Genomic DNA, 14,383 nt, shown 5'->3' on the forward strand with positions numbered 1-14,383 from the left:
ACCTACTGGTTTTGATTTGGGAGATTCAAGTAGTTCTGCATTTCTAAATATACATCAGTTTGCAAATCCAAGATTATCCGCCCTAGTTCGGCTGTATCCGCTCCTAACACTGACCGATTATCCTGAGCCAAGTTTGCGGCGGCTTGATTTTTTTGAGCATCTGTCGTGAGGTCGGGGTTGTTTTTGGGATTTTTCTTAATATCAAGTAGCTGTGCGACCAAGGGTCTTAATTGGTTTACTCTAGCCATTACCTCCTGACTTGGTACTCGTCGATCGGTTTGAGCGTAAATAGTATCTACTGCTGCTAAAATCCGGTCAACATATTTGGCAGTTTTCCACAGCGCTTTGCCAAAGTTACCCTGCATGTGAGCGAGCTGCTCTCCGACAAAAGCCGTTTGCTCGTTAATTGAGGCTAGGTACTGAGCTGTAGGTAACTTAACATTCAAACCAATTTGTTGGTTGAGTACTACTTGCTCGGCAGAAATAGCGGTCATATAAGCTTCGTTGGCAAAAAACAATACTTTGCTTTGCAGTTCTTGCAATTCCAATTTTAATCCTTCTACCTGTTCGGAACCCTGTCCGCTTTGCTCAGCGGCTCGAATTTGAGTTAGTTTATCCCTCACTTGGTAGAGATATTCTACTTCAAGCAGGTTGTTCGCCCTCATTTCTAGATTAGCTTCATTGTTTGCTAGATTGGGGTTCTCCTGTCGCAAATTTTCAATTTTGCTACGACGTTCACTGACCAACTGTGTGTGGAGATCGCCAGCTCGATTGAGCCGTGCCCTGTTCAAATTTCTCACATTTTCAGGCACTTGCTCGCCCAGCATCCGGTTCTCAACATGAGCCCAGTCTGCACCGGGGGGTTGTCCTTGATTCCAAAATTCCCTCATGTGGACTAGCGACATAACCGTAGCTAATTCATCAAACTCTGGCCCGGCTCCGTAGGCGTTTTTGCTGTTTTGGTACTGTTGTTTGACCTTTTCTGTTAAACGAGCTTGCAATCTTGTAATTTGCTGTGTAAATACGTCAAAATTATTCACTTCTAGCGGAGCCAGACTCGTAGTAATTTCTACATTTTTTATACCATTGATTTCGGCAACTAAGTTATTAATTTCTGCCCTTTGCTTTTTATCTGGTGGATTTTCTTGCCCAGCAATTTTTTTTAACTCCTTCGCTAACTTATTCACCAAATTCAACTTCGCCCCGTCACCTTTAAAGGCAGCAGATCGCATATGACCAGAGGTGTAAACATTAGTATCAAAGATAATACCCGACTCTAGCCCCCAGTCCCTGCGGAAGACTTCATTAAATCTTTCGACCGCCAAAATTTCTAGTTCTTCGTTCCCAGCCCCAGCAGAAAAAGTAACATCGTAGTCCGATGTCAGGTCCGTACTTCCTGCCGCGACCATTTCTGTCACATTACCCAGAACTTGCCCGTCACCTGTTATTAACGTATCAAGTTGCTGAAATTCCTCGTTACTGTTAAAAACTTCAGTAACGGTTTCAAAAACTACCCTCTCTCGGTATTGAATGATTGCTCTCATCAAACCTTCATAGTCAACGTAGTTGAGCTTGACCCGATTCCAGCTTCCGGCAGATTGAACTAATCGCTCTATGTCTTGATGGTCCAAGTTACCCTGAATGGCGGATCGGGCTTGGACTTGGCTTAATTCCCTACCCAGAGTCGTGGAAAGCAATATTCTTATAGCCTCTGGAACCTCCTGAAGCGGAATTGATTCGCTCTGAGGTGTTGAAGGTTGGGAAGTTTCACCAGTCGGCTGATGCTGCTGAGTTGACGGTTGTTCGACTCCCGCTGTGCTTTGAGAAGAAGGAACAACTAATTGTCCGTCAGTAGTCTGTGGGGGCAAAATACTGAGATTTGGAGGCTGGGGCGGGTCAGCAAAAGTTGTTTGATTCGGATTAGTAACAGGGCTCGAAGAAGTTGGCGGTGTTAATTCTCCCCCGGCAGTCACAGGTGGGAGAAAAGTATCAGGAACTTGAGGCTGTTGTACCTGTTGTGGGAGTGTTTGCTCCGGATTAGCTATTTGCCCGGTAGATGCTGGCGGGGTTGATCGCCCCGGAGTGGTGGGTGAAGTTGAAGGAATTGATGCAGGTCGAGTAGGAATTATTCCTGAACCTCCTCCCCCACTTGGCCTGGGCGCGGGCGGTGTTTGGTTGGTTATATCGATAGAAGGACTAGACGACGGTGGAAGCTTTTGAGCATTGGGGTTAGGCTGCAATCTGTAAACATAACTGTTGGGGTTAGCGGGATCTGGAACCAGGTCTATTGTGGAACCTTCATGGGTGTTAGGCAGTCGGGTCATCTGCTGCCGACGGTTAAGCATTGCTTGGAGTCTTGCCAGTTTTTCCGGTTTTAGCTGATCCTGAAACTGTTTGGAGGAAATAATTAATAGGGTCAAATTCCCTACCATACGCAGGAAGGCACGGGATGCAGAGGCAATTTGTTCGGGATTTCCGTTGGCAGTTGATGCGGCATTCCACCAATTCATTAACTCATCGATCGTACCTTCCACTGACACTACAATCCCAACCCCATAAACAGCTAGGATAAAACCTTGAAGAGCCACAGCTAGTACCTTGCTCAGAAAAGTAGGTTCCGGAATGCCAGTTAAGGCAGCAACAGATGCTTGTGCGCCGATTAAAGCAACTGTTAACCCTACAAATTGAACCCAGTGTTCCTTGAGAAAGTCAAAAACTTCGCCTAGTATTTCAGGTGCGTGATTTGGTGATTGTAAAACTGAAGCAATCAAGTCTTTTAAAACTTGTTGCCACGCCGGGTTTGAGGTGAGGGGTTTTTCTCCAAAGAGCGTGGTGTTTACTCTTTGCCCCAAGTAAGTTCTTCCTGGCGATTGCAGTTCGGCAATTACTTGGCTGCGGGTATTGGTAAAGATATCAATTGAACGCTCTAGCCCAGTCAGATCCCCTGCCAGATTGCTGGCAAAAGGTTGATAAATATATTCAAACTCTTCTGGGGGTAGTTGCTGTAGTTTATTTCCCACCCTCAGCAGTTGCGGGTAATTTTCTGTTTGAGAAGTTTCTTGCCTGCTTAATAAAGTCTTGATGGCTGGAGAAAATGCTTCCAGTTGCGTTCTGCTGTCTGTTGCGTTACGAACGGGGTTAGTTGGTGCTGCGATTGGCGGTGGAGGTGCTTTTTGCTGTGGTGATAAAATATCGGCCGCCGCAGTATTGGTTGTGCGTAGTTGAGCCACCATTGCCCTGTGCGTTACATCTCCGACTAAACCATCGGGATTGGGTACTCGATGGTTTTGCTGCCACTGATAAACCTTTTGTGCTGTTTCTTCTCCATAATTTCCATCAGGTGTTGCGCCCACCAACCGTTGAATGACGATAATTTGCTCGCGGCTGTAATTGGTGGCAAATTGTTCTTGAAACGATCTGGCTGTGGCTTGCCAACGAGTGCGATCGTTGTTACTTTCAGCACCTAGTTGTCTTGGTTGGTTAGCCGCTGGTTGTCTTGGTTGGTTAGCCGCTGGTTGTCTTGGTTGGTTAGTCGCTGATTGTCTTGGTTGGCTAGTCGCTGGTTGCTTGAGATTTGAGCTAGGTGGCCGAGTATTTTTATTTTGAGGAGGGGTTGCTGCGGGACGACTTGGGTTTGGGGCAGGTGGTTTTCCATTCAAAATCTTTTCTACGTTTGGCCGGAACCATTGATTCATCACAGCAATCCGAATCGCCTCACGCAACTCTAGATTCAAGTCACTACTTTCTATTTTTCTATATAATTCGTCAGTCTTCGCTTCAATATTTTGTCTGTGTTCTGCACTCAGAGATAAAAATAATTGATTCAGGTGGTTTCTTACGTCTGAACTATATTGCCGTAATCCTTTAACGTAGGATTGCCGTAGGTTAGAGAGTTCTTGTTTTCTCTGTACATCTAATCGCTGTTGTTCTCTCTGTGCGTTCACTTTTCTTTGGCGTCGATAGGCCGCCTCTTTTCGATAATAATTAGCCGTATCTTTGCTTGCATTCACAGCAGCAACGCGCCGTCCGTCCGGTTTTTTTGCGGAATACCCTACCACATTGATTCCTGTAGATAAACCTTGTTGGGATAGATATTTAATTAGCTCTCTAGCGTCATTTACTTCAAAATTAAACTGTTCTACCAATATTTTTACTTGAATCTCAAAAGTGAAGCGCGGATCGTCAACTTTTAGGCCGGCGGGTACTTCAATTATATAATTCTCGCCTGCCAAAAAGGTTGTAGATATCAAATTTTCTTGGAAATCGCCACCCGGAGATTTATCATCGCCTTTGGAAGCGTGTTTGTTGTTGTTCGTTAAATCATCATTCTTAAAGTTTTCCTTGACCAAGGGTTTACCATCCTTGGTGGGCGTAGCAAGTTCATCACTAGGCGCGGCGGTGATTCGACTGAAGTTTGCCGAACGCCTAGTCCCAGTCGGTTGCAGCGAGTTCGCCTTCTCTTCCAAAGATGGGCCGTAACCCAGATCGCCGTACCCCAAATCGCCGTACCCTAGAGATGGGCCGTAAGCTGCGCTACGATCTACTTCTTTGTTTGATGCGCTATTTAATTTTCCGGACAAAGAATCCGAGCCTGGTTTTTGCTTTTCTTCCCATTCTTTGGTCATCGGGCTTTTTCTCCCAGTCTATGCTCTTAAGAGTTAAACTTAAGTTTAAGATCATACATCACAGCACATTCCTTGTAAAGCCGTCAAGCTTGTGACGGGGTTTCTACCCAAACTAACGATGAACGTTGTTAAACCAACCAGCCAATGGCGGGATGCCAATATTAAATACTTGATGGCATCGATCGCACTTATCGAACAAATATTATTAAGTTATATTAGAGAGCCAGAAAATCGCCTGCCCTCGTTAAAGGTAGAACAAGCTAGATTGGAACTGATGGAGGCTGCGTCAGCAATGCCTGCCCCACCAGCATTACAAAAACTAGCAACTCGATTTAATTTATCAAATTTTGAGCAAGATATACTGGTGCTATGTGTTGGCCTGGAATTACAGGCTAACTTTGATTGTTTGTACGCCGATGCTCAGAGAGACCCGCAACTAAGCTATCCTACATTTAATCTGGCAATGTTAGCTTTGACCGCACCCCATTGGAATGCTATTTCTCCAGATCGTCCGCTACGCAACTGGCACTTAATTGAAGTTGTGCGCGGCGGTACAACTCTTACCTATAGCCCGTTGCGAATTAACGAGCGTATTTTGCACTATTTAATGGGAGTCGATTGTTTGGATGAAGCGTTGAAAGGTATTATAGAACACATACCCGTAAGCGATAAATTGGTGCGATCGCCCAGGAAGTCGTTAACCGAGTCACACTTCACCTTAGCATCCCAAATAGCAGCAATTTGGAGGAACAACGGAATATACCCGCAAAGCAATTTTTCTTTTGCCTCATTCCCAATTAGCGATCGTCCACTACCGATAGTACAATTATGCGGCAGCGAAGTAGCATCTAAAACCGAAATAGCGCTTGCTGCCTGTGAAATAGCAAATCTGAAATTAGCCGTCATATCTACCGCTGTAATTCCGACCGTTACTGCCGAATTGAACAGCTTAATATTACTGTGGCAGCGAGAAGTGAAGCTCAGTCAATATGCTTTGCTATTAGACTGCGATGAAATGGAACTCCAAGACGCAGCTAAAGAGAATGCAATCGCTCAGTTTATCGCCAATATTACCAGTCCGTTAATTATAACAGCACCAGAAAAACGTCGAGCAACCAGGTGTCCTTTCATCACTTTTGATGTGCATCCTCCCACTAAACAAGAACAACTAAATATCTGGCATAATGCTTTAGGAGAAATCGCACCAACTCTCAACGGACACATAGAATTATTAGTAGAACAATTCAACCTCAATGCCCTAACAATTTATGCTGTTTGTGACGAAGCGATCGGTCAAACTCCTGAAATAGTTGGGACGGATTTTACAGATAACTTGGCCCCACAACAAACAATTGAAATAAACCCGACTACTGCTATATATAATCGATTGTGGGACACCTGTCGCACTCAATCTCGTCCTCGTTTAGATGAGTTGGCGCAACGCATTATACCCGCTGAAACTTGGGATGATTTAGTCTTACCAGAAACAGCGCGCAATACCTTACGAGAAATTGCGGCTCACGTCAGACAACGCACCAAAGTTTATTCACAATGGGGATTTGCTAGTAGAGGAGGAAGAGGTTTGGGAATTAGCGCTTTATTTGCTGGAACGTCTGGGACTGGAAAAACAATGTCAGCAGAGGTATTAGCTGGAGAATTACAATTGGATCTTTACCGGATTGACTTAAGTTCTGTAGTTAGCAAATATATTGGTGAAACTGAGAAAAATTTGCGCCGGGTTTTCGATGCTGCTGAAGGTGGATCGACAATTTTGTTATTTGACGAAGCTGACGCGATTTTTGGCAAACGTTCGGATGTTAAAGACAGTCACGATCGTTATGCTAATATGGAAGTTAGCTACCTGTTACAACGGATGGAATCTTACCAAGGTTTAGCGATTTTAACGACAAATTTAAAAGATTCTTTAGATACAGCTTTTCTGCGACGGATTAGATTTGTGGTGAAGTATCCTTTCCCAGATACTCAAGAGCGGGCGGAAATTTGGCGGCGAATTTTCCCGAAAAATACGCCTACAGATGGATTAGATTTTGGCAAATTAGGGCGGTTAAATGTAGCAGGCGGGAATATTCGCAATATTGCCTTGAATGCAGCTTTTATGGCAGCAGATGCTGGGGAGTCGGTGATGATGAAACACTTATTAATTGCGACTCAGGTTGAGTATGTTAAGTTGGAGAGAATGCTGACTGATGCGGAAGTTAAAGGTTGGGTGTAACATTTTTGAGGAACTGCAAACCAAACGCATATATAGCAATCCTAACTGTCACACTCCATCGATTTGTAGGGTGCGTCAGACGAATTTCTAGAATGATTATCGAGGATTTTGGTTCTGACTGATACAGCGGGAACCGCTGTATCATGGTACAATAAATAATAACAAAATATCATTTTGTATTCAAAACTAATGAAAACATATTCCCTCGATCTCCGAAAAAAAATAGTGATAGCACATTTGGCCCAAAAGATGTCAATTAGGAAAGTAGCCATCACGTTTGGTGTCAGCAAAAGTCTTGTACAAAAACTGGTAAAACAACAACAAATCGATGGAAATTTACAACCTAAACAGAGGGGTAAACCACAATTCAGTCACCTAGCAAATGCGGAAGCAATCATCAGAATACTGGTGGCTGAGCATCAAGATGCTACTTTGGTAGAGCTATGTGAATTATTTGCTATTAAGACGGGAAATTGGGTGAGTCGGACGGCAATGTGTCGCTACCTACAGAAATTAGGACTCAATCGTAAAAAAAAACATGGCGCAGTAGTCAAGCCGGGACTGAAAGAGTCCAAAAATTGAGAGTGGAGTATTGGGAAAAGATCAAAGATATCGAGCCAGAAAATTTAGTATTTTTGGATGAAACTGGTATCCTACTAGGACTAAGTAGAACTCATGCACGTTCACAACGCGGGACAAGAGCATACCAAAAAAAAGCATTTTATCGGGGTGGTAAAGTCACAGCTATTGGCGCAATTAGTATGAATAAAGTGTTAGCATTGATGACAATGAATGATTCAATGGATGGACAGGCATTTGCTATATTTATTCAGCATTTCTTATGTCCTAAATTATGGGAAGGAGCGGTAGTAGTGATGGATAATTTACCCGCCCATAAATTAGCATCAATCAAGCCAATGATTGAATCTGTAGGAGCGAGTATTATTTGTTTATCTCCATACTCTCCCGATTTTAACCCAATAGAGCAATGGTTGTCGCAACTCAAATCTTTTTTGCGTATGTTCACTCCAACTACTACGTCCATGATCGATCAAATAATTGCAGTTGCCCTCAACTTAATTAATCCTCAACATTTAAGAAATTGGTTTGCTAATTGTTGCTATTGTACTTCATAACAGCGGGAACCGCTGTATCTTGCACCATTTTCAATAACCTGTAGGGGCGGGCTCTATGCGCACCCCTTCGACTACGCGGTTCCTGAGCATAGTCGAAGGGCAGGAACCGCGATCGCACCCCAAACAAACATCAATCCGGTTTAGGTGGCAATTCAATTGGCGACAGTCTATCCGGAGTGGAAGGTGATGGCGAAGCACTTCCAGGTGGAGTTCCTCCCGATGCAGTTCCTCCAGGTGCAGTTCCTTCAGGTGCTGTTCCTCTAGGCGCAATTCCTCCAGGTGCAGTTTCTCCAGGTGCGGTTCCTCCGGCTGTTGGTGTTTGGGGTTGAGTTAAAAAGCTGGGTTCAATAGTATCGATCGTAACTGATTGCATTTTTTGTTCGCCAGCTTTATTAGTTACTCTCAAAGTAATTGTAACGCTGCTGGGAGGCTTGCTAAGCGTCAAAGTTTTAGCACCTTCCGGTTTGGGGACATCTCCCAGTGGCAATAATTCAACTTTAATATCTTCCCCATCTTCTACTTTCCAAGATACAATAATATCAACAGGCTTTCTGTCTTTGTTAATTTCATAAACGTATTTGGGCTTTTCGCTAACATCTCGACCGTTGACTCGAAAATAAATAATATTGGCGGGAGTAGCTGGCTTGGGCGGTACGGGTTTAATCTTAACAGTCGGTAGGTTTTGAGCAATTTCTGTATCTCCCGATGCTTGCTTGGGAATTACACTTAATTTAAACGTATAGTCACCCGCTTGTTTGGCACCAGTAGGCAGATTTTGGCAAATCAAATTGGCTGTTAAAGTACAAAAATTTCTTAGCTCTGAGGGCAAGCTATTATTAATAACTGGATAGCGTTTTAATTGGCTGTTAACCGAACCATCTGCTGCTAAGCTTATCAGCCTTAATTCTTTGATTCGATCGGCCTCGCTAATTTGCCAATTGAGTAAAATCTCTTCATTTTTAGCAGCTTCATAAAAGGGTTTACTCGATGAAATTTGGGTAATTTTCGGTACGGGTAAGGGTTTAACTGTGATAGAATCCGTTCCTCTAATATCAGAAGGTCGAGCGGAGTTGGGCGCGGGAAATACTTCCAATTTGTAAGTATAACTTCCTGCTGCCGTAGGTATAACGCGAATATTTTCACAGATAGCTATATCCGAGGTATTCGCAGGTTCAGTTGTTGGAAAATTATTCTTTTGAGTAATTTGTCGATTATTCTGTTGAATAATTCCCGAACTATTCTGTTGAGTAACCTCCCCATTATTCTGTTGAAGAATTCCCGAAGTATTCTGTTGAAGAATTCCCGAACTATTTTGTTGCGTAATTGCCCGACTATTCTGTTGAGTAACCTCCGGGCTATTCTGTTGAATAATTCCCGCATTATTTTGTTGAATAATTCCCGGACTATTTGGTTCAGTAAGTTCGCGAATCGATCGCTGAATTTCACACTGATTTAGCGACAAACTATTTTGAACCGTTGAACCATCGCTTCCCTGCTGAATAATTCTCAATTCTTTGATTTGGCTTGGGTGGCTGACTTGCCAACTTAAAAACACGGGTTCTTGATACTCGTAAGTAGATTTGTTAGGCAAGATTTTGCCAATAACTTTGGGAACAGGCAAAGCTTGAAGGGTGATAGTGTCGGTTTGTTTGGTATCTGAAACTTGAGTGGGATTTTGCTTGGAAAATACTTCGAGTTTGAAAATATAATTTCCAGGTTGGGTAACATTTGCAGCTACTCCTTGGCAAACGAGAAACTCTCGACCGTCTATTTTTTCAATACTTTCCGTATTTGCTGGCAGCCCTTGAGTTTGCGAGTTTTGAGGGTTGCAGCGAATGAAAGTTTTCTTCACGGGCGAAGCATTATTACTTTGCTGAGTTAGAATTAAATTTTGTATGCGATCGGGATTACTGATTTTCCAATTTAAAACCACCTGTTCTTTGAGACCTTCTCGATAAATTGGTCGATCTGTAGAGAATTGAATAATTTTGGGTGTATCGATTGGTTGAATTGTAATTGTATTTGTTTCTTTTGTATCTGAAGGCTTGTTTTGACGTAGGGGATAAGCTTCAATTTTGAAAGTATAATCGCCGGCTTTTTTGGTTTCAGTCGGTAGATTTTTGCAATTGAGTCGATCGTCGATCGGCTGGCAAAATTTTAGTAATTCGTTATAACTGTAACTGATAATTATACCAGTTCCTTCACGACTTTGAGGAATAATTTTTACCATCGCCAGCTTGCTAGTTTTTTGAAACTTCCAGTTTTTAAACTCCCAATTACGCCAATTTCTCAGAGTTAAATTAAAATTAATCGGCTTACCTGCAATTTCTTGATAAACTTTTGCTACTGGTTCCACTCGATCGATTTTGGGCTGAATTAAAAATTTCTGCCATAACAGAAATGCGCCAACTGAAATCAGTCCCAATAGCAATAATAGTAATAATAAAAATGGTAACAAAAACTGCCACCAAGGACGGGGTTCCCATATCAAAGTTCCTTGGGGAAGTTCTTTGGGTAGCGCTGAAAGTTTCAGAGGTTCGGGGAGAAGTAAAACATGGTTATTTTCCAGTTGGATGTCAAAATTAAATTCTAGTGCTTTTCCCCACAAAGGACGTCGCCACCACTTGCGAGGTTGCAGTTTAAAGAGAATATTGCTGGTAGATTTAGGCGTTAGGAGTACGGCAGGAAATTCGGGGGTATAGCTAAAAAGTTGCTCGCGATCGCTTGCGTCGATCGCGATTTCGCGAGTAATATTACCTTGGTTAGTTAGCTCAACTTCAAATCTTTCATCTTGCGTTGGGATTCTCAGCAACAGCGGACGCACTTGGACATCCAATCTTTCATCGCTAAGCAGTTGCAAATATACCACATCCAGCAGGACTAAATCTTCTCGGTTGCTGGAAATCAAGCGAACAGTTGGAAAGTAATTACCAGCTAGAGTAAATTCCGGGGGATGCAAGATTAAAGTAATTTCACCTGTATTCCCTGGGTTGAGTTGCAAACCATCAGTTTCTTGTACCATCCCAGCAGTTTCGATGCCGCTTTCTGGATAGCGGATGCTGTACCAATCGTGGGTTAATTCGGGACAACTTACATAAAATCGATCGACTCTTTTAGAGCGATTCTCCACAATAACTTTGACTTCTAATTTATCTCCTGCTTGGAGAAGGTAAGGATTAGTCGAACTGGTTAATGGTTGCAGGGTAAATCCCGGTTCGGTGTCCCATTCTCCATCGCGATCCGAACGCGAAACCCGCAGTTGCTGGGGGCGGCGAAAGAGTTTGTCGGGGTATTGAAAAGGAGCTTCGATTAAAATGTCATAGTTGTACAAACCCGGATTTGCTTGGGGCGGAACTTCAAAAAATAAGGTGACTTCGCACTTTTCTTTTGGCTCTAATCTTAGGGGGTTTGGTCTGCTGAAAGTACACCAACGCAGCAAAGGTTCAGATTTGGCATCCCCCACGGCAATCCAAATATCGATGTCTGCTTTTTTCTCGCCTAAATTTATGACAACTATGTCGCGCTTAACAGCCGTTCCTCGTATAATTTCATTTGCTTCTGTTGAAAGGTCTTCGATGAATAGAGGGTTATTGGCAATTTGCATTGTCATTTTCGTTTATCCCCTGAACGCGATATAGTCTGACTCGATTTCGATCGTCACCGGTTGCGATAAACAGGTTATCATCTAATGCTTTAATGTCAACGCTGTTGAGTCTGACACCCGGAAATTCGGCGATGATTTTTCCATCTGGGTATTGAGGCGAACGCTTGCGGTTTTCCAACGGCCAAAGTATGACTCGTCCATCATCTCCCCCGCTGGCTAGGTAACAACCATTTTGGCTTAAGGCAACGGCTCGAACGGGTTGGTTGCCGTGACCTTGATGCCATCGATCTATAATAGCATCGTCGCACTCTAAAGGAACAACTAAATTTCCAAAACCATCTGTTTTGGGCTGAGTGCGATCGCTGTTTTTAAGGACTGCTACAGATTTATTAATACATTGGCGAATTTTATCCATATCCCACAAACTAATATGTCCTTCGTTATCGGATGAAGCCATTAGGCTTTGAGGGTCGGCAATTGTCAAACTATCGATGTATTGGTGTTGCCCTATAATAGGAGAAAATTTTCGTTCTTCTCGCCCATCTTGCCAAAAGTATTTGAGTTCGTAAATGCGGCGATTATACCAGTCCCACAAGGATAATTTATTGTACCGTCCGGCGATCGCCACTAGATTACTGGCTTGCTTTTGCAGATTTTCGCTAATACTCATCGCATAAATCGTAAAGCCAGGACGGGCAATTTTAGGCTCGCTCTTTGCGGATTTTTCTAGATTCCACCCGCGCACTAATCCACTGCCGTGACCGCTGAACAAATAGCTGGAATCTTTGCTAAAAGTTAGAGCAAAAACGCGATCTGTTCCTTGATAAATAGAGCGCGTATCTGTCTTTGATAATACATCCCAGAGCTTAATGTCCCCGCTTTCTAAGCCAGAAGCAATCACATAATCTTCTCTGGGGCTTTGGTGAATGACGCGCACGGCTTTTCCAGTTTCTTCAGCAATAAAACCTTCATATTTAAGACGGCGCGTATCTATTTGCCAAGGACTTCGATCGACTTGCCAAAGTCGAATAGTTTGGTCGCTGGAACCGCTGACAACTAAGCTACTATTGCCGATCAAACGAACGGAATGGACGGGACCTTTATGATAATCCTGGGGATTGAGATACCACAACAACCAAAGTAGCAACAGCAGTAAAAGTAACCCAAGTAGTTGCAGCCAAAATGGAATAATTGGTAAAATTTGCAGTTCCAAAACTTTGGTGCTGGGATTTGAGCGAATTTGCGGGTCTGGTTCTGCCGTATAAGGATTAGTTAAAATCGGCGATACTTCAAATAATAGCCGTCGTTTTAGCCGCCACCAAGGGCGTCGCTTTTTTGCCACCAAGTACATCGGTTTGATTTCACCGGGTTCGAGTTGTATTGGTTCGGGTATCTTTAAACCGCACTGTTGTACATCTTTTGCGGAAATTTGCAGGTTGACTTGTTGGGGTAAATTGCTGTAGTTGGCGAATTCCAATTCGTAAGTAGCAAATTTAGGTTGTTTTTTAGCACCTTTTACTTTGATAACTGGAATTTTTTGCAGTTTTTGTTTGCAAATAAACTCGACATTTCCCAGGGGCAAAATTTCTAAAATTCCTTGTTCGCGGGGATTGCGAGTGCTGGTGTCGGATTTGGCTTCAATTGTGAAATTATAGGCTTGGCTGAGAGCTTGAGTAGTTTTTTGAGGCTGGCACCAAAAACTTGTTTGTTGGTAATCTCCTGCATCTATTTGCAATCTTTGTTCGGTTCCTCGATCGATCCATTCGGGATCTAAGCCGGATATATTGAGTTGTACCTCTGTGGCTTTTTGGCTGAGATTATAGACTATAACTGGAATTTCTACTTGTTCTCCCGGCAGGACTTTAAATTCTTGAATTGGCAGATGGAGCTTTAAAGCTTTTCGAGCTTTTTCAACAATCAAATTAATTTTTTGACTGGTAAATATCTGAGGATATTCAACCGAAAATACTCTTAAAGTTAGTTCGATAGTTGCATCGTATACGGGGATGGGCGGTTTAGTGATAATAACGTGAAAAGTGGTGCGTTCGCCTGGGGGTTTTTTGGCGGAAACTTCCGGTTCGAGACTGTACCATTTAACATTTGATTCTGCGTCGGCTCCAATTGCTAATAGTTCGATGTAAAAGCTGGCAAATTTTTTGCTTTCGTTGACGACGATTATATCGAATTCATTTTCACCATTGGCAGTTCGATCGCCGGATTCGTTGGCGATATCAGGGATTAATCTGATTTCCCGTTGGGAAACGACTGCTTTTACAAGATTTGGCACTTTTTGCTCTCCAGTTGGGAAACGACTGCTTTTACAAATTTTGGCGCTTTTCAAGTTAATTAGAAGGAAGAAGGAAGAGTTGATAATTGATAGTTGATAGTTGATAATTGTCACTTGTCATCAGTCAGAAGGAAGGGGGACTGATACAGCAAGCTTTGTCACTATCTATATCTGACGTTTAATTAGGCGGACTTGCTTACCCATTTATAACCCATTTGGGAGCTGGCGGTCGATCGCCCGTAGGAGTCGATGGATGTAGCTGTCGATGCGTCCAAAATCTCTTTGGGTAAAATTTGTCATATTTCTTAAGAATGTGTCGCCTAATGCTGGTGTCAAACCAAAAAGTCATCAACTGTTCCTGAGTTCTTTAAGAATGGCTCTAATCAGTTTAGCTACTTTTTGCTAAAACGCATACATAAGAATCAGCAAACCCGTTTTTACTACGCAATCAGTTTGGTTTCCCCAACCCGATCGCAGTACCGCACCCGTACTTCGATG

At 43.0% G+C, this 14,383-nt stretch carries 6 protein-coding genes; 3 read left to right on the forward strand and 3 right to left on the reverse strand.

Going from position 1 to position 14,383, the window contains the following annotated elements; translation table 11 throughout:
• Positions 1 to 2: 2 nt before the first annotated feature.
• Positions 3 to 4,625 (reverse strand): peptidoglycan-binding protein, encoded by a 4,623-nt coding sequence (locus QUB37_RS12940; protein WP_333162503.1) that lies wholly within the window; start codon positions 4,623 to 4,625, stop codon positions 3 to 5.
• A 118-nt stretch (positions 4,626 to 4,743) separates the two neighbouring features.
• Here QUB37_RS12940 and QUB37_RS12945 point away from each other — a divergent pair, with 118 nt between their 5' ends.
• The 3 genes from QUB37_RS12945 (at position 4,744) to QUB37_RS12955 (ending at position 7,994) form a co-directional block, all read left to right on the forward strand.
• Complete coding sequence (locus tag QUB37_RS12945; protein ID WP_333162505.1) at positions 4,744 to 6,858, forward strand: ATP-binding protein; 2,115 nt, start codon at positions 4,744 to 4,746, stop codon at positions 6,856 to 6,858.
• A 189-nt stretch (positions 6,859 to 7,047) separates the two neighbouring features.
• Positions 7,048 to 7,440 carry a helix-turn-helix domain-containing protein gene (locus QUB37_RS12950; protein WP_333162507.1) on the forward strand — a complete coding sequence of 131 codons (393 nt, stop codon included), beginning with the start codon at positions 7,048 to 7,050 and terminating at the stop codon, positions 7,438 to 7,440.
• 2 nt (positions 7,441 to 7,442) lie between these two features.
• Complete coding sequence (locus QUB37_RS12955) at positions 7,443 to 7,994, forward strand: transposase (protein ID WP_333162509.1); 552 nt, start codon at positions 7,443 to 7,445, stop codon at positions 7,992 to 7,994.
• Positions 7,995 to 8,124: 130 nt separating this feature from the next.
• Here QUB37_RS12955 and QUB37_RS12960 read toward each other — a convergent pair whose 3' ends face one another.
• Both QUB37_RS12960 and QUB37_RS12965 read right to left on the reverse strand, forming a co-directional pair.
• Positions 8,125 to 11,598, reverse strand: coding sequence for a hypothetical protein (locus tag QUB37_RS12960; RefSeq protein WP_333162511.1), 3,474 nt, complete (start codon positions 11,596 to 11,598; stop codon positions 8,125 to 8,127).
• The gene (locus tag QUB37_RS12965) at positions 11,582 to 13,885 is read right to left on the reverse strand and encodes a hypothetical protein (protein WP_333162513.1); all 2,304 of its coding nucleotides are present in this window, start codon (positions 13,883 to 13,885) and stop codon (positions 11,582 to 11,584) included. The genes QUB37_RS12960 and QUB37_RS12965 overlap by 17 nt, the downstream gene beginning before the upstream one ends.
• Positions 13,886 to 14,383 lie beyond the last annotated feature (498 nt).

Origin of the sequence: Microcoleus sp. AT3-A2 (genome assembly GCF_036705685.1) — a bacterium.
Lineage (GTDB): Bacteria > Cyanobacteriota > Cyanobacteriia > Cyanobacteriales > Microcoleaceae > Microcoleus.